A 17230-nucleotide genomic window follows, 5' to 3' on the forward strand; every position below is an offset into this window, starting at 1 on the left:
CTGTCTTCTGCAAACGATGGTTCTCTCGAAAACTTGTTTTCATCCCATATCCTTTTGGCTTTTTTCCTTCGATTATCTCAAGGAAGTCTTTGGAAGAGGCAATGGGGGTTGACCTGAGGCAATCCACAAATATTGATGTATCGACAAAAACTTTCATTTTACCCAATCTAATCTCTTGGATTTGCGCAGATTATCCACAAATTTCTTGCTATCCACATCATAACCCCACGCTCCTAGTGTTTCCTTCACCACATCTGTTTTTTTCTCGGTTGCTCGCTGCTCTCTGACTATGTTTAAAATGGCATGGAGTTCTTTATCCAGAGCTAGAAGCCGCGCCTCAAGGTTTATCGAAGATTCCATAAATGTCACTGTTTAAATTAGTATGCTCATGTTAATATTATTATCTATGCTCTCATCGGTGCGAAGATTCTGTGGCTTTTCCTAGCATTTTGCGGTGGCGCCGGGGTCTGGGAATGGGGATGGCAGAATTATTTTAGACTGTTCGGCGCTGGGATTTGAGGTTTGCAGCCTGAATGTTGTGGATTGGGTGCAGGGATGCCGGGAATCTCGCAGAACGGCGCCGAGGGTAGCGGAATAGATTGTTGCTGTGAGAACGCCAAGAGAAGATAGTCTTTGAAATTCCCATCTTATGCCGAATAAATATGCGTTTCAGTTTCTACAGACTTTTTTTATTTTTTCTTTTAATCTCTTAAATCTTATAGCGATGTCTTCCAACTCTGATATAAATATTTTAATAATAGCAAAGATACCAAAAAGATAAAAAGCATATTGGATAAAAATAAATTCATTCATTTTCTTCTCCACTATTAGTTATTTTTTGGAACCCTTCGACATCATATCTTTAATTGTTTTTCTGATTAAATCAGCTGGATCGATGTTCTCTTTTTCACATAATTTGAGTAATTCTTTTACTACGTTTTCATCTTCATTATCAGTAATATTTACTAATCCAGTTTCTTTTCTGAAATCTGATTCCTCTTGAGCTATTATGAATATATTTTTTCCTATGAAATTAGTTAGTCCAAGTAATTTGCCATCAGGTGTAACGCTTCTCACAAGCATTTCTGAGGGCTCAGAGACTGTAAGTGATAATTTAGTTTTTTCTGAAGGGATAATGATTCTGACACTTCCTCTTTCACTTTTTATTCCAGAAACTTTCCCATGTTTTGGAACTTTTTTAGGTAATAATAAGTCGATATTCTCTATTTTTAATTCCATATATTCTAAATTATTTTCTTCGTATAAATATGTTTTAATTTAGTACTATTATTCCTAATTAAGTACTATAATCGCATAAATAAGTACTAAAATAACATAAATTAAGCGATTTCAAGCCATCAAATCTCCCCCAAGCCTCTCCGGCAATCACACATCAGTCGCATAATCCAGCCCCTTCCCAGCAACAGCCTGCTGCTCAGCCATCTTCACCGACTTCAACTACGGGTAATCATTTACCTCATCAAAATAGAATGAAACACATGAAGCAGCATTAACATGAACAATTCAAACGCCTATGCACATTCCGCGTTGGCTCTCTGTGAACGTCTGGCTCTAAAGCCTATCAATCCCTCAACCGCAGTTCTCAGGAGTTCTTTTCCTGTAGGTTCAGGTATATCTCTCCCGTCTTTCTTGGCGGTTTCCAGCCATAAGTCAATCGCTACCTTGATTTCCTTCAACGCCTCCTCCTCGGTTTCCCCAAAAGCAGAGCACTCAGGCAGTTCCGGCACTATGGCAATATAGCCTTCATCTTCCTCGCTATAGAAAATCTCTATCGCATACCTATACATGATTTTCCTCCTTAAGGAGATTATACTTATCAATGATTTTTAAAAGCTGCCTTACCTGATAAGGTTTTGCCCATCCGCCAACATTTTGGAAATTCAGCATCTCTTTTATGCCGTCCCGTCTGTATATCACATGGCTTCCCTTTCCTCCCCTGAACCTGAACCCAAATAATTCTGCTGCGCTGCACAACCTGTTAAAACGCACATTTTTAGGATTTCTTTTTAATTCATCGTAAACAGTCCTTTTGTCGATCAAACCACCCCCATCTCCCCAAGCCTCTCCGGCAGATACGTGTCAGTCACATAATCCAGCCCCTTCCCCGCAAACGCCTGCTGCTCAGCCTTCTTCCCTATCTTCAGCATGAGATTAATCTGCTCCTTCCAGTACGGCGTATCGAACCTGGGGTCTGTAAGCTCGCTGTTTAGCGCCTTGACATCCTGCTCATTGAGCTTATCCGTGGAAAGCTCGTATTCCACTATATCCGAGGACTGCACACCTATGAACTTCGCCGCGGGGGTTGCCATGAACTCCGAAAGATGCGCGCTCTTGATGGCGCCGTATGCCACGCTTGCGTATATGCGGAAGCTCCAGGGGTCGCCGTCCGTGAACACTACGACAGGAAGCTTGAGCTCCTCGTTCATGCGCTTGATTATCCTTCGGGTGCTGCGCGCGGGCTGACCTTTCAGGTGCACAAGGATAGCATCGAATTTCTCATCAAAACCGTTCTCCATGAGCCTGTCCTGCATACCACCTGTTTCTATGGCGATGATGAACTTCGCATCATGCTCTAAGAACTTTATCGTTTCCACATTGTAGGGTATCTGGTATCCAGCCTCACCCACATCCTCCTGGCAGTGGATGGTTCGCTCGCCGCGCTTCGTTATCTCCTTGAGTTTGATGGGACCGTACAGCGTTGCGCCGTTTTCCTCAGGGCGGACGTGGAAATCCTCGCGCTGGAGTCCTGTGATGATCTCAAGGTCCTCGATGAGCCTGTCGCTTTCAGCCTGCTCGTGGAATTTTGCGATATCCCAGTTCTCGCTGATGTAATACAATTCTCTCAGGGTGGAGCTTTTGTTCTGGTCAAGATGCCCTTTGATGAGCAGCTCGACAACATGCGAGGTCTTGAGGAGCTGGTTTGCGCCCTTTACCGTCTTTGCGCTCCGCAGGCTCTCGCTGTCGCCATAAACCCATACGTCGCTGTCCTCCTTGAGTTCGATGTTCTTCTTGGTGCGCGAGGGCAGCACGATATGCGGAATCGTCTCGCTCTCGAACTGCTCGTAGAAATCCTGTATGAGCTTTTTAAGCGTGGTCTTTGACAGGGAATCACGTATCTCTTTATTGCTTTTCTCCATCAAAGCTTCACCGCCTTGGCTCCTGTGATGAGCTCCTGCTCAATCCCCTCGACCACTAACTGCGGAAGTTTTGAGGCATCTTCAACCCCCAGCTTATAGATTATCGCCTTCTGTTCCCCGGGCTTCAAGGAAATCTTCCAGACATAATCGATCTGCTTCCCTACAGGGATTTTCTTCGGCAAAGGACTCGGGGATTCGATAGGGAAAGGCAGTGTCTCATGAAGATCGAAATGATGCACGGAATCCCTGTAATTTTTAATCCTTATCTCTACGTTACACTCATTTCCGTTTGGCTGCACCACCCTGTGGATAAAAACATTCCCCATGATTTTCGCAACCACAGGCGTGATATCAGGCGCAGGTCTCTCAAGTATCTCCCCCACTTTCTTTGCAATGCGAGGGAGTATATGATAGATGATTTCCTCTTTTTCCCTTCTTTTCTCAAGGTTATCCTGCCTGGAAAGATAGAGCTTAAGCCGCCGTGCTATGTCTTTCAGGGCAAGCCCGATTTCTTCGACAATCTCAGGGACATCTGCTATTGCTTCCTTGGATTCCGATGTAAAAGGAACATGCGTAGAGGCTACATGCACTAAAATTATGGCAGGTCCTACAGGGATCCCGCCCGGCTGAAGAAGGGAGTAGTTCTTCCAGTTTAAATTCTCGACGGCATGTGTTATGGCACACGCCCCCTGCTGGTAAAGCAAAGGCACCCGGTTTGCAAACCGCAGTATCTCCACCTTCTCTTCTTTAGGGAGATTGCCCCCGTAGGCTATGCCTGCCTCCACCTGAAAAGGGTGACCGCTGTGCACCGAAGCAGGACGCGTCGTGGTCTCAATAAAATCCACAGTATGCTCTTTCCCCAAGCCTTTTCGGATTAATTCTTCTGTTATTGGAGAAAGACAATTGGTAGCCGGAGCCAGAATTTTTACCTTGCTGAATGCTTCATGCAATCTCTTGGCTTCTTCCAGGGTTACAGATTTCGGATTGGTTTCGGGACTCAGTCCGGCTTTTTTACATATCTCTTTTGCGGTTTGGGGACCTATGCGGGAAAATGAGCCGTGCAGGAATTCATCAAGTTTATCCGTTTCTGAGTACCGCAGCATCTTCATCAGCGTGCCAAGTTCAATGCCGTGCGGATGAGGCAGTATCTCCACAGCCTGCACGGGCATTTTGTCAGTCGCCCTTTCAAATACAATCTGGTTGTTGTCTGGTTCAACGAGTGTTATACGCGCATGAGGGTTCACGACTGCTGTGTCCTTGAGATATTCGTACACCGACTGCCTCCTGCCTTTCACATACGAAGCTTCCACCTCAAGTTCGATTCTCGTACCGCGCAATCTATCCCACTCGGTTATTTTATCCGCAAGGATCTCGGGTTCGTTGGTCTGGGTGTTTATGAGCAGTTCGAAATAATGGGCTGGAGCGTCCTTATCTATCTTGGAAATTATTTTCGCAGGCCTGCCCGAGGTAAGCTGCGAATACAATACGGCTGCCGATATTCCTATTCCCTGCTGCCCGCGGCTTTGCTTAACCGAATGAAAGCGTGAGCCGTAGAGCAATTTTGCAAAAACCCTCGGGATTTGTTCCCGTACGATGCCGGGCCCGTTGTCTTCAACGATGAGGGTTATGTTATTTCTTGAGGCATTTTCAAGTTTTATCAATATATCTGGAAGTATCCCCGCTTCCTCGCATGCGTCCAAGGAATTGTCTACAGCCTCTTTTACAGAGGTTAGCAGACTGCGAGGACTTGAGTCAAACCCCAGGATTTGCCTGTTTTTCTCAAAAAATTCGGCGATGCTTATTGCCTTTTGCTTCTTGGCAAGCTCTTCGGCAATGACCATTAAGTTAAAGCTCCGCCCCCACTATTGTCTGCGTTTTCGTGACGTTTTCGCTTTCCCTGATAGTGTCCACCAGTTTATTTAACGCACTCAAGCCATCGACATTGCTTATCACTACAAAATCGTATTCCCCGAACACGTGATATACATCTTTAATTCCTTTTATTTTTATAAGCTCATTATATGCAGCTTTTTCCTGTCCCGGTACTACATTCACAAGTGTAACTCCTATTACCAAGTTAAATCACCAATCCTTTAATTTTTTAAAGCTAACATGCATCAGAGTAGTGATATACTTTAAGTACTAAAAAGGCTTTGTGTATGCGGGAGTATTTGGAATTATATAATTATTCTGAATATGTCAAGGAAAGCCTCAAGTATAATAAATACATAGTCCGTAAAAAAACAATCGAGGGTGTGTTTCTATGAAATCAACGAAATCATTATGCCCTGAATGTTCTGCTGTGATAGACGCATCCATACTAGAAGAAAATGGAAAAATCATTCTTGAAAAAACATGCAGCAAGCACGGTTATTTCAAGGACATTTACTGGTCAAGTGCGAAGCAGTATAAACGCTTTGAGCGGTACTGGCATGATGGAGAAGGTGTATCAAATCCAATAGGTTCGAATGGAAACTGTCCTCATGCGTGTGGATTATGCACCTCCCATAAGACAACCACCATTCTGGCAAATATCGATGTCACCAACAGATGTAATCAGGCATGCCCTGTATGTTTTGCAAACGCCCAGGCTTCAGGCTATCTGTACGAACCATCACTTGCGCAGATAAGGGCAATGATGCAGATGCTAAGAAACGAAACGCCTGTGCCGTGCCCTGCTGTCCAGTTTGCAGGCGGCGAACCCACGATGCGCGAGGACATTGTCCAGATTGTCAAGATGGCACATGAATTCAAATTTACCCAGATACAGATGGCAACCAACGGGATTAAACTTGCAAAGAGTTTAACATTATGCCAGCAGCTTAACGAAGCAGGTCTGCATACTGTTTATCTGCAGTTTGACGGCGTTACGGAGAAACCGTATTTCATAAACCGGGGTTATAATGCACTCCCCCTCAAACTTAAAGCAATCGAGAACTGCAGAATGGGAGGCTTGACGAGCATTTCTCTCGTTCCCACGCTGGCGAAAGGCGTAAACGACATGCAGGTAGGGGATATAATCAGGTTTGCGGTCACTAACCTGGATACGGTAAAAGGCATCAATTTCCAGCCGATTTCTTTTGCAGGAAGGATAAATAAAGAGGAAAGGATGGCAAAAAGGATAACGATCCCGGATTTATTTAATCTGATAGAAGAACAGACTGATGGCGCTATAAGCGCAGAGGATTTCTATCCAGTACCTTTCGTGGTGCCAATTTCCCATTTTGTGTCGGCAGAGGAAGGTGTCCACAATGTGGAATTCACGGTTCATCCACACTGCGGCACAGGCACATACGTCTATATCGAAGATGGCAAAATGATACCAATTACCCGTTTTATAGATGTGGAAGGACTTCTTGAGCATATCAATGAACTTGCATTGGGCGGCGACAAATGGCTTGGCAAGTCGCTCGGGAAAATGAGAAGAATAGGGAGCCTTATTTCAGCACTGCCCAGGTATATCGATACAGCAAAAGCACCAAAATCCATAGATGTGAAAAAACTTTTCATCAATGTCCTTAAGGAAGGGACTGGTGAAGCAACAAAAGAATTCCACCGCCATACCCTCTTCATAGGGGCAATGCATTTTATGGATTTATATAACATGGACCTTGAGAGGATTAAACGATGCGGGGTGCATTATGCGACTCCTGATGGCAGGATTATACCGTTCTGCACATATAATACGATACACAGGGTGGAAGTGGAGAGGAAGTTTGCCACACCACTGATAAGAGTGAGAAGCAGCAAGTAATGCTTTTTCGATATTTTGATGTGATGAAGGACAAGCTTCCTTCACAGTTCAGGATTTCCCAATCGCTGAGGGTTGATTTTAAAAAAGATTCACCGCTGGAGGAACTCTGGGAAATACACGATAACGCGATGAAGTTTTTTTATGAGAAATTTGAGGAGATAAGCTCTGTGAAAGAACTTTCCCCTCCTGTCGAACCTTCGCTTCTCGCTTTGAAAGAAGCAATCGCGGACAAGATACTCGAATCCTGTCATTTTTGTGAGAGGCGCTGCGGGGCAAACCGCAAAAAAAAGGAGTTGGGTTACTGTAGATGCGAGGCTGTTTCGCATTATTCTGCCGAGTTCCAACACTTTGGCGAGGAGCCTGAACTCGTGCCATCGCATACGATATTCTTCACAGGCTGCAATTTTTCCTGCGTTTACTGCCAGAACTGGGAAATTTCAACCTCGCCCCAAAGCGGTATTTCCATATTACCGCAGGAAATGGCAAGGATAATCGCACTGAGGCGCGCTTATGGCTCAAGGAATGTGAATTTTGTAACCCCGACGCCGCATACGCATGTCATCCTTAAGATACTGAACGCACTGAAAATCAATATACCTGTTGTATGGAACTCCAATATGTATTATTCGAAGGAAATTGCAAAATTGCTTGAAGGCGTTGTTGATGTGTATCTCGGGGATTTCAGGTATGGGAACGATGAATGCGCAGTCAAATATTCAAACGCGCCTGATTACTGGGAAGTGGTGACGCGGAATTTTGAAAAAGCATACACCAGAGGAGAAATCCTGCTAAGACAGCTTGTTCTTCCGGGACATCTTGAATGCTGCACCAGACCGATTGTACAATGGACGAAAGAGCATATCCCGAAGGCAAGGTTTAACCTGATGTTCCAGTACCGTCCCAGTTACAGGGCTTATGAATATCCGGATATAAACCGGAGTCTTTCGCCGGAGGAGATTCAAAAGGCGCTTGATATTGTGAAAGAATCCGGGCTTGAAGATGTGCTGGTGTGAAAAACCCTTATTTACTATCTGCATCTTATGAAACATAAATGGAAGAGCTCTCATCGATAATAGAAAAAGTACAGGCAACAGAGGAACTGGATTTTGAGGACGGCATGCTCCTCATGGAATCCAAAAACCTCTCACTCATAGGAGCGCTTGCGGATTATGCGCGCAAAAAAACTGTGGGCGAGAGGGTGATGTTTGTAACCAACTGCCACATAAACTATACCAATATCTGCATCTCAAAATGCAGGTTCTGTGCGTATTTCAGGGAAGAGGGGCAAAAAGGTGCTTTCACCCTTACCATTGATGAAATAATGGAGAAAGCGCAAAAGGCTTCGAGAATGGGCGCAACCGAACTCCATATCGTCGGCTCGCTCAATCCCAAACTCCCTTTTGAATATTATGAGGAAATGCTCAGCAGGCTTAATGAGAAGCATCCTGAAATGTCATTGAAGGCATATACGGCAGTGGAGATTGCGCACCTTGCAGAAACAGCAGGAATAAGCGTCAAAGAAGTGCTTCTGCGCCTGAAAAATGCAGGGCTTGCAGGTCTTCCAGGAGGCGGCGGGGAGATATTCAACGAAGATATCAGGAAAAAACTTTGCCCGAATAAAATCAGCGGGGAGCGGTGGCTTGAAGTTATGGAAACCGCCCACAAGCTTGGAATAAAAAGCAATGCCACGATGCTCTACGGACATATAGAGGCGCACGAGGACATTGTTGACCATATCCTGAGGATCAGGAAATTGCAGAAGAAAACAAAAGGTTTCCAGGCATTCATCCCTCTGAGCTTCCACCCCGATAACACCGAGCTCCAAAAAAACGGGGTGAGAGGTCCAACCGGGTTTGATGACCTGAAAATCATCGCGGTCTCGCGCCTTTTGCTGAACGGGTATGTCAATAACATCAAGGCATACTGGGTCATGGTGGGGGAGAAGCTTGCCCAGATTGCGCTTCACTATGGGGCGAACGATATCGACGGCACAGTGATGGAAGAGCGCATCACTCATGCGGCTGGAGGGGCTTCGCCGGAATATATGCCCAAAGAGAGGCTGATTCATTTAATAAAAAATGCAGGCAGGATTCCGGTGGAAAGAACTACGAATTATGAAATAATAAAAGAGTATTGAAAAACTCACAAACCCATTTCAGAGCGTTTCAATTCGCTTCTTTTCTTCTCAAGGAACTTATAGACAGGACCATGCGATGAGCCTTCCAGAAGCATATCTATCCCTTTTTTTGCCACCGAATTTTGTTCCGGATGCCCTATCAGACATACAGTTTTCCCATAAACCGAGATGCGTACATTGGTAAGCGACTCAAAGATCTCCCGTGTTTTCCCGCTCTTGCCTATGATTCTTCCTCTGATGCGCTGGAGGTCTTTTTCTGTTCTGGCGATATTCGAAAGGTCGATTGTCTCAAACATAAGAAACTCATCATCAAAGAGCCGAAGAGCCTTTTCAGGACTGAAACCCCGCGCAATGGCATGTATCACTTCTGTTGCACGCATTCCTTTGAGCGGATCTTTCGCACTTTTTATCTCAACATCCCCGCTCTGGCTGTCGATATTGAGCATTGCTGTTGATTTCTCTTCGATCAATTCCTTAATACCGCCTTTGGGACCCACAAGAACGGCGATTCTCTCAAGTGGAACTTTGATATACTCTGTCATTTTGCTTCCTCTTTTATAATCGAAATCATTTCATCTTCATCAGTCTTGATGTATTTCCCGAAGAACCGTGCAATATTGGCTACATCGCGCCGCAGGTACGCATCCGCATTTAAATGGTCTGTCATAACCGACTGACCCATATCTATTATCACCGGCTCCATCGTATTCACATCTACCAGTATATTATATTCGCTTAAGTCGGCATGGACAAGTTTTGCCTTTGAATACAGGAGTTTCATATACTCGACAGTCCTGTTAAAAATATGTTTTGCCTCTTCATGTGTCAGTTCGGCTTCTTTCAATTGGGGCATTGGGATTCCGTCCTTTCCGATAAACTCCATTAACAGAATGTTCCTTTTTGTAAAATACGGTTTCGGCACCCTTACCCCGGCTTCTTCGGCACGCTTCAGGTTCTTAAATTCTTTTCTTGTCCATGCAAGAATTATATCCTTTCTGGATTGTTTAATCCCCATAAAACGCGGGTCTCCCAGAATGTATTCCTTCATGGCATTAAAATTTGCAGTGGAAATGAGGTAGATCTTCACGGCAATTTCAGAAATATCGTCTTTTTTCGCGAGAGCATGGAAAAGATTCGCCTCTTTTCCTGTGCTGAAACAACCCCCAAGCGCCTCGATGTAGCCTTTTCTGGAAAGCTCGTAGAGTGCCATTAGTGTCGCCTCGTCAAAAACATCAGAATAAACCCCTCTCTGGTCAGAATCCTTGATACGCATGCGGAATTCATCGATTATCTCATCCATGCGGTGAAGCTTCTTGTCACTCACCATATTAATTTAAGTTTTTAAAAATCCCTTGCGTTCGAGCCAGTTTACCTGAGGTCCGCTATATTTCCACACTATGTCTGCCTTTTCATTCTGGAAAGACCATGGAACTAATATAACCACGTCCCCTTCACGAATCCATGTACTTTTCTTCATTTTACCTGGAATGCGAGCGAGCCTTACTACCCCATCCATGCACCTGACCCTCAGCTTATTTGCCCCCAGCAAACTTTCAACGGTGCCTAATAACTCGTTCGCCTTTTTTTGAGGGATGCGAATCCTGGTGAATTCTTCGGGCTGCTGGTTTTTATTTTCTCGCTTTTTCAGTATAACACCTCATGGTTCATGCTTCATATTGTCGCATGCTTCTTATTATGTCTGTGCTGTATGTAAAGTTTACTGATTTGAAAATTCTGCCAAATATTTAAAGTTCAAGTCTTCACTGAATTTTCAAATTTTGAAAATTCTGCCAAAATATTTAAAGTTCAAAGTCTTCATTGAATTTTCAAAATGCGATACTTAGTAGACCCCGTATTTAAATACGGGGTCTTTATATGAAGCTGCCAATGCCAAAAATATCGATATTCGGTCTTGAAGGAACTGCATGGAACCTGAGCGCTGCGGTTGTTGACGAAAAGGAAGTAATAGCCGAAACAACAGCCACGTATATGCCTCAGACGGGAGGAATACACCCGCGTGAGGCAGCGCAGCATCATGCCAACCATATCGCGAAGGTAGTAAAAGAAACCCTGGAAAAAAGCGGAAGGGATATAAACGCAGTGGCTTTTTCCCAGGGTCCCGGGCTCGGTCCATGTCTTCGCACAGTTGCAACGGCAGCGAGGGCTCTCGCCTTGTCCCTGGAAGTTCCTCTCATAGGCGTAAATCACTGCATAGCCCATATAGAAGTCGGAAGGTGGAAAACAGAGGCTGAAGATCCTGTCACGCTGTATGTTAGCGGCGCAAACTCGCAGGTTCTTGCTTACAGAAAAGGTCATTACAGGGTTTTTGGCGAGACGCTTGATATCGGGATAGGGAATGCTCTTGACAAGTTTGCAAGGTTTGCAGGACTGCCGCATCCAGGTGGTCCCAAGGTTGAGGAACTTGCTAAAAAAGCCACACGATACATTCCCCTGCCCTATACAGTGAAGGGCATGGATTTTTCATTCTCAGGTCTTACGACTGCAGCACAGGAAAGTTTAAAAAGCTCCACCTTGCCTGATGTCTGCCACTCATTCCAGGAAACTTCGTTTGCCATGCTGGTGGAAGTGACAGAGCGGGCTGTGGCGCACACCGGAAAAAACGAGGTTCTTCTTGCAGGAGGCGTGGGGGCGAATTTGCGCCTGCGGGAAATGCTTTCAATTATGTGTAAGGAGAGGGACGTTGAGTTCTATGTGCCTGAGAAGCGGTTTATGGGAGACAATGGCGCCATGATAGCATACCTTGGTCTTCTGATGTATAAAACAGGGTATAGAACACCAATTGCGGATTCCAGGGTCAATCCCAATTTCAGACCTGATGACGCGGTGGTTAAATGGAAACCTTTAGGAAAGGTTTATCAAACAGGGGGTATGCCAAGCATACCCCAACACGGCGGAATAATAGCAAGCGGCGCCGAGGCTGCGATAGCTCTTGAAGGAAATACGATAATCAAGACAAGGATACAGAAACGATATAGGCTGAAGGAGATTGATGAGGCGATACGCAGGGAGAGGACAAAAACTGAGGCAAAGCTGATATCCGAGGCGCGAAGATGCGGAGTGCCTACGCCGATACTCAGGGATGTTACCGATTTTGAGATAAAAATGGAGTATATCGAGGGAACTGCCCTGAAATATATAATCACCCCTTTGCTTAGCGAACAGACTGGAGAGCTTATCGGACGCCTTCATACATGCGCAATTGTGCACGGCGATCTTACCACATCGAACATAATTTTAAAAGAAGGTAAACTTTACCTGATAGACTTCGGTCTTGCGTATCTTGATAAGACCTTGGAAGCAAGAGGTGTGGACGTGCATGTGCTGTTCCAGACCTTTGAAAGCACGCATGAAAACCACGAAGAGCTAATCGAAGCTTTCAAGAAAGGATATGCCAGAACTTTCCATGGAGCAGAAGAGGTTCTTGAAAGGGTAAACGAAATCGAATCGCGAGGCAGGTACGCCTAAATGTGTAAGGTATCTGTGTTTATCTGCGTTCATCCGCGGTTATTTTTTCAATCTTCTTTGAATGCCGAAGTTCCACTGCCACACCCCTCCCGCACTCCTTCATCTCCCACCCGCTCATGAGAGCGCGCCCAACCCCGAAAAACTTCTCACCCTCCACTATCACCTCATCATTTGGGCAAATCTTGGGGTCTGCATCCAGAACCCCGGGCGCAAGGATGCTGCTGTGGGGAATGAACTCCCCAATCTTCACCCTGTAAAACGGGTGATTGCGAAGCCGCTGCGCTCCTTCCAAAGTCAAGGCTAGTGTGCCGTATTGCGGGACTAAGGTGACTAGCTGTTTATCCTGGAATAACTGGAACTTGGGATAGGGTGCTCTTACAACCGCATCATCCATAACCAGCATATCACCTGCGCCACACCCGAACTGGTAATCCGCAGATGCCCGGAAAATGTCAAGTTTTGCCCGCTCGCTTGTTCTTTTTTTAACGTTTTCGAGCCCTGAAACAGCCTCTTTTAGTTTATCAAGGGATGCGTGTAAAGTAACACCTTCGTCTGCCGTATAAATAAACTCTAAGCCGAGCTCGTTTTCCACCGTTTCGCAAATTTCCTTGTACACCCCGTGCACATGCGCGATGATGTTTTTGTATTTATTTTTTTGAAGGTAGTTTTTAAGGCAACCTCCGACCCATGCCCTCTCCTCCAGATCCCAGTGACCTGTCACAGGCGTATCGTAATGTGCAGCGGGATACATTAATTCAAGCTCGCGCGGGACAATCCCCACAGGCGATGAGATTATTACTTCATGCACATATTTTCTGGATTTTCCAAGGGCATGGATGAATTTCTGATGTGACAGCGACATGGAATAAGGTTTTTTTGCAGAGCAGGGAAGAAGCACAAGCGTATCCAGTTCGGGCGCAGTGTAGCGCTCTATTATCCGCTGTGCAAACCGTTTGATTTCAACCCTGTTAAACGATTCCACGGTGTTGGCGTACAGGGTATTCGACCTGAAAATCGGCGTTCTTCTTTCAAGAAATAAGTATTGCGAGTCTATGAGGCGGAGCGCAGCAGTGAGCCAGGGACGCGACCTGCACTGTCGTTCCACGTACTCGCGGAGATATCCTGACCTTATGAACTCGCGCACTGCGCGCAGTTCCTCGCCGAGCTTTTGAGTATTATGGCTCGATAACAGCTCGATGCGTTCTTTTTTGGGTAGTTTTAACAGTTCATGCGGGGTATTCGAATTGCATGCCTTACATGCGCAGGGGAATTCATGCAGCCTGTCAAGGTGATGCTCGCCCCAGTTCGTCAAATAAATATCCTGGTACGCTTTGATTATAGGTAATGTATCATCCACTATGTCCACGCCCATGTACACAAGCATGGAGAGGTTCTCAGGTGTGGCGAGAGCGGGCGCGTAGAGAAGCGAATCGGCGCGCGTGTTTTCCTTGAGCCTGATGATTGATTCAACGAGTTCTCTGGGCTTGTTTTCAAGCTGTCTTGCCGCGCCGAGGACGTACAGGTCTGATTCAGGATATTCGCGGGTGGAAGGGTGGACGACAATGCCTGTATGCGCCGATGTGGTCACATCTGGAAGCGAATCCTGGATTTCTTTTATGATTTCCTCTCTTGTATGCAGGGGCAGTGATTTATGGGGAAGGATTACTATCTTATTTGCATCAGGTTCAGGAGGCGCGGTCTTTTTCCAGAGAGAGCCTGAATCTATTACAGAGCTATCTTTTTCGTGAATCTGGATGATGGCTGGAGTTGATATTTCCTTATCCAGAACCAGTTTGCCGATTCTGGCTGCTGCATCACGGTGGATAATTTCGAATATTTTACTCACAAAACCTCTTTCAGCGATTTGCGCCTCAAGTGCAGTCTATGTGAGAGCTTTATTTAAATCTGAGCTTATTTTCCCTGCAATTTGTAAGTTCTAAGCATATGCGGCGAATAGAAATAGAAGAGCGAAGTCATCACGCGTGCGCAGGATGAAAATCTGCAGAGTTATAAACACAAACCGTGTATGCATGATAATCGATATAGATTGTAAATATAAAAATAAAAAAGAAGGGAACCCATTATATTCAACAGCATATCAACACATCATCTGTCTTCTCCCTTGCTGAAATAAAATCTGCCAACCCTCATTAGCGAGACGCCAGACCATTGGCCCCGATGGGTACGCCAACCGTCGGTACCGCTATAAGGCTGCCATCCGGATTAACCCGGAAGCCAGCAATTGTGTGAGCTCCTGAGTTCAGGCTATACAGGAACTTGCTGTTCTTACTTAATGCCAGGTCAATATTTCCTGCGCCGGGTGTTCCTGCGATGGAATCGAGAAGGGAAATCATCCCTGTTTTACCGATTTCGTAACTCGAGATAGTGCCGCTATGTGCATTATTTGTATAGGCGAACTTCCCATTTTTAGTTACTACAACCCAGCAGGCTGCAATCTGGAAATCAGGGACAGAACCACTTATTGTTACCAGATTGCCATGATCATCCACAGCGTACGAAGAAAGAGCGTTGGAAGCAGCTTCACTGACTATGAGATGTCCTTTTTTATCAAATGCGAACCCAAATGGTTCAGCGCCATTAGAAGTACGTGTAATAGGTCCATTCGCAATTCCTTTTTTGTTTACTGTGTACGTATCAATCTTGTTGTTTGTTTTCTCTGTGACCACAAGCACCTTTCCATCAGGATCGAAAGCTATCTCTGCAGGACCAACAGCACCACCACTCAACGGTAGGGTAGATCCGGGAATCGGTGACAGCTTGCCTTTATTGCTCAGATGGAAACCAGAAATATTACCGGTTCCGCCAGCGTTAAGGACGTACACCAGATCTTTATGGATTGCGATGCTGATTGGCAGAGTTCCGCCTGAGCTGACCTTGTCAGTAAGCATCAATCCTTTGGATTTCACCCGGAAGGCAGAAATCTCATTGCTTCCTGCATTGACCGCCAAGAGCATATCGCCGTCTTCGCTGGGTACCAGTCCGCCTTGGCTACCAAGGCTGCTTCCCGTCCCATGACCATTAGTTGAGAAGGTACCGGAGAGGCTTAATGTACCATCAGCCGCCCGGTCATAGCGTATCACCTCATTGCCTGCTGCAGCATTAGTCATGGTATACACCGCTCCATTTCCATCTTCGGGTGTGGCCGCAGCCGGAAATAGAAACACCGTTCCGAGGGTCAGCAACGACAACAATGCGAATGCAACCCACTTATATTTCTTATTACGAATCATATTTTCACCCCAAGTTTTATTTGGATTTAATTATGATAAGGCTTTCGCCATTCCCGGCTTTGGGACGAATTAAGCAGGGTACAGGTTTAACAGATTATGCCAACGCCAGGACATGTCAAAGCAGTACCAATCCGAACATCCCTTTTTTGTCCCACTTTCCATCCAAACCATCTTTTATCCATAGAAAATCCCGGGCTTCAGGCATTCACTTTTACTTTTGGGTGAGACGGCATTAACATTAAAACAAAAGGGCGCAAGCATCAAGCATGCGCCCCGGCAGTCTGTTGAGAGACTGATATCTGGTCGATCACGTCAAACTATCTTCTGTTTCCCCATTATTTAAGGATTTGCTTGTGCGAATTGAAATAATACTTTCACATCGCTTGGAAATGACTCAAATAGTCTGAAGGCAAGGTAGAAATCATGCCGAGGTAGTCTAGCAAGGTAAGGCGCCAGACTAAGGATCTGGTCGATCACGTCAGATCGCCGCGGGTTCGAATCCCGTCCTCGGCGCAGTGATCATTCAGACGCGCTGCACTACTTTAACCTGTTTATTTCACACCTCACCCCCTTCTCCTCGCATCTCCTCAAAACCCTCTCAAAAACCCCGCTGTAATAATCCTCACCCTTCAAAAAAATCCTCTCGTAATCGGTAAGCAGCTCAGGCTTAAATCCCGCAATAAACTCCCTAACCCTCTCCCACACCCCCTCCTTCAGCCTCAGCCTGTCCACAAGCACATACCTCGGCTTCACTTCTGCGATAGCCTCAACCAGCGCCTCAACACCAGTAATATACGGCATCACAGGTCCGAGGAAGACCCATGTTTTAATCCCATTCCTCTCAAGTTCCGAAAGCGCGAGCAGCCTCTCCTCCACACTCGATGCGCAGGGTTCCATTTTTGCCCTTATACCATCAACGAGCGCCGTTAGGGTCACTCCCACCTCAATATTTGAAAATTGTTTCAACAAATCCATATCCCTCAGCACAAGAGAAGATTTTGTCTGGATGCACACTGGAAAATCATGCCGCAAAAGAAGTTCAAGGCACCTGCGAGTAATTTCGTATTTCTTCTCCGCGGGCTGGTACGGGTCTGTCACTGTTCCAAGCCCCACAACACCTTTTTTCCTTCGCAGTTCCTTTGACAGGATGCGCGGAAGATTCATCTTGACCTCCACAAGCTCGCCCCACTTTCCTCTATCCCAATGTATGACCGACGGTGCGTAGCAATAGACGCAGGCATGCGCGCAGCCCCTGTAAGGATTGAGGGCATAATCCAGGCCGGGGAGCTTTGATGGGGAGAGCGCGGTTTTCACTGTTATTTCTTTTATCATTTCATGAGACCACTTTTACAGCTTTTCTTATCTTTACGTTAATAGTTCTAAAAAGCATACCTATGACTGGAAAAAGGCTATATGCAAACAAATACAACACTCAATATCAGGG

Annotated in this window: 17 protein-coding genes and 1 tRNA gene; 5 read left to right on the plus strand and 13 right to left on the minus strand. The window is 45.7% G+C overall.

The window, feature by feature from the left end; genetic code table 11:
- Positions 1 to 153: 153 nt before the first annotated feature.
- From O8C68_11550 to O8C68_11580, 7 genes are all read right to left on the minus strand, one after another.
- Positions 154 to 360: a hypothetical protein gene (locus tag O8C68_11550; GenBank protein MCZ7396425.1), complete on the minus strand. Its 207-nt coding sequence runs from the start codon at positions 358 to 360 to the stop codon at positions 154 to 156.
- Positions 361 to 831: 471 nt separating this feature from the next.
- On the minus strand, positions 832 to 1239 hold the full coding sequence (locus O8C68_11555; protein MCZ7396426.1) for a hypothetical protein: 408 nt from the start codon (positions 1237 to 1239) through the stop codon (positions 832 to 834).
- Between the two features lie 293 nt (positions 1240 to 1532).
- On the minus strand, positions 1533 to 1808 hold the full coding sequence (locus tag O8C68_11560; GenBank protein MCZ7396427.1) for a type II toxin-antitoxin system HicB family antitoxin: 276 nt from the start codon (positions 1806 to 1808) through the stop codon (positions 1533 to 1535).
- Entirely contained in the window at positions 1801 to 2061 is a 261-nt protein-coding gene (locus tag O8C68_11565; GenBank protein MCZ7396428.1) for a type II toxin-antitoxin system HicA family toxin, read from the minus strand. The genes O8C68_11560 and O8C68_11565 overlap by 8 nt, the downstream gene beginning before the upstream one ends.
- Positions 2058 to 3158 carry a DNA topoisomerase IV subunit A gene (locus O8C68_11570; GenBank protein ID MCZ7396429.1) on the minus strand — a complete coding sequence of 367 codons (1101 nt, stop codon included), beginning with the start codon at positions 3156 to 3158 and terminating at the stop codon, positions 2058 to 2060. Before O8C68_11570 ends, O8C68_11565 begins: the two co-directional genes overlap by 4 nt.
- Positions 3158 to 4999 carry a DNA topoisomerase VI subunit B gene (locus O8C68_11575; protein ID MCZ7396430.1) on the minus strand — a complete coding sequence of 614 codons (1842 nt, stop codon included), beginning with the start codon at positions 4997 to 4999 and terminating at the stop codon, positions 3158 to 3160. The genes O8C68_11570 and O8C68_11575 overlap by 1 nt, the downstream gene beginning before the upstream one ends.
- Before the next feature lie 4 nt (positions 5000 to 5003).
- Positions 5004 to 5234: an Lrp/AsnC family transcriptional regulator gene (locus tag O8C68_11580; GenBank protein ID MCZ7396431.1), complete on the minus strand. Its 231-nt coding sequence runs from the start codon at positions 5232 to 5234 to the stop codon at positions 5004 to 5006.
- Positions 5235 to 5421: 187 nt separating this feature from the next.
- On the opposite strand from O8C68_11580, the gene O8C68_11585 reads away from it, so the two are divergent.
- The 3 genes from O8C68_11585 to mqnE are packed head-to-tail and all read left to right on the plus strand — an operon-like array spanning position 5422 to position 9049.
- Entirely contained in the window at positions 5422 to 6912 is a 1491-nt protein-coding gene (locus O8C68_11585; GenBank protein ID MCZ7396432.1) for a radical SAM protein, read from the plus strand.
- A complete protein-coding gene (locus O8C68_11590) occupies positions 6912 to 7925 on the plus strand; it encodes a radical SAM protein (protein MCZ7396433.1) in 1014 nt (337 codons plus the stop codon). Before O8C68_11585 ends, O8C68_11590 begins: the two co-directional genes overlap by 1 nt.
- A 38-nt stretch (positions 7926 to 7963) precedes the next feature.
- Positions 7964 to 9049, plus strand: coding sequence for an aminofutalosine synthase MqnE (mqnE, locus tag O8C68_11595; GenBank protein ID MCZ7396434.1), 1086 nt, complete (start codon positions 7964 to 7966; stop codon positions 9047 to 9049).
- Between the two features lie 5 nt (positions 9050 to 9054).
- Here the strand turns inward: mqnE and O8C68_11600 are convergent, their stop codons facing one another.
- Genes O8C68_11600 through eif1A form a run of 3 tightly spaced genes read right to left on the minus strand, consistent with a single transcriptional unit; the run spans position 9055 to position 10697 of the window.
- The gene (locus tag O8C68_11600; GenBank protein MCZ7396435.1) at positions 9055 to 9591 is read right to left on the minus strand and encodes a KH domain-containing protein; all 537 of its coding nucleotides are present in this window, start codon (positions 9589 to 9591) and stop codon (positions 9055 to 9057) included.
- The gene (locus O8C68_11605; protein ID MCZ7396436.1) at positions 9588 to 10376 is read right to left on the minus strand and encodes a serine protein kinase RIO; all 789 of its coding nucleotides are present in this window, start codon (positions 10374 to 10376) and stop codon (positions 9588 to 9590) included. The genes O8C68_11600 and O8C68_11605 overlap by 4 nt, the downstream gene beginning before the upstream one ends.
- Positions 10377 to 10382: 6 nt before the next feature.
- Positions 10383 to 10697 carry a translation initiation factor eIF-1A gene (eif1A, locus tag O8C68_11610; GenBank protein ID MCZ7396437.1) on the minus strand — a complete coding sequence of 105 codons (315 nt, stop codon included), beginning with the start codon at positions 10695 to 10697 and terminating at the stop codon, positions 10383 to 10385.
- Between the two features lie 227 nt (positions 10698 to 10924).
- On the opposite strand from eif1A, the gene O8C68_11615 reads away from it, so the two are divergent.
- The gene (locus O8C68_11615) at positions 10925 to 12535 is read left to right on the plus strand and encodes a bifunctional N(6)-L-threonylcarbamoyladenine synthase/serine/threonine protein kinase (protein ID MCZ7396438.1); all 1611 of its coding nucleotides are present in this window, start codon (positions 10925 to 10927) and stop codon (positions 12533 to 12535) included.
- Between the two features lie 19 nt (positions 12536 to 12554).
- Here O8C68_11615 and arcS read toward each other — a convergent pair whose 3' ends face one another.
- Both arcS and O8C68_11625 read right to left on the minus strand, forming a co-directional pair.
- Entirely contained in the window at positions 12555 to 14381 is a 1827-nt protein-coding gene (arcS, locus tag O8C68_11620; protein MCZ7396439.1) for an archaeosine synthase subunit alpha, read from the minus strand.
- A gap of 304 nt (positions 14382 to 14685) precedes the next feature.
- Positions 14686 to 15663, minus strand: coding sequence for a beta-propeller fold lactonase family protein (locus tag O8C68_11625; protein MCZ7396440.1), 978 nt, complete (start codon positions 15661 to 15663; stop codon positions 14686 to 14688).
- 548 nt (positions 15664 to 16211) lie between these two features.
- Between O8C68_11625 and O8C68_11630 the strand changes: the two genes are divergently transcribed.
- A tRNA-Leu gene (locus O8C68_11630) sits at positions 16212 to 16299 on the plus strand.
- 24 nt (positions 16300 to 16323) lie between these two features.
- Here O8C68_11630 and O8C68_11635 read toward each other — a convergent pair.
- Positions 16324 to 17118 carry a radical SAM protein gene (locus O8C68_11635; GenBank protein MCZ7396441.1) on the minus strand — a complete coding sequence of 265 codons (795 nt, stop codon included), beginning with the start codon at positions 17116 to 17118 and terminating at the stop codon, positions 16324 to 16326.
- Between the last annotated feature and the right edge of the window lie 112 nt (positions 17119 to 17230).

The sequence above is a fragment of the Candidatus Methanoperedens sp. genome (assembly GCA_027460525.1).
Taxonomy (GTDB): domain Archaea; phylum Halobacteriota; class Methanosarcinia; order Methanosarcinales; family Methanoperedenaceae; genus Methanoperedens.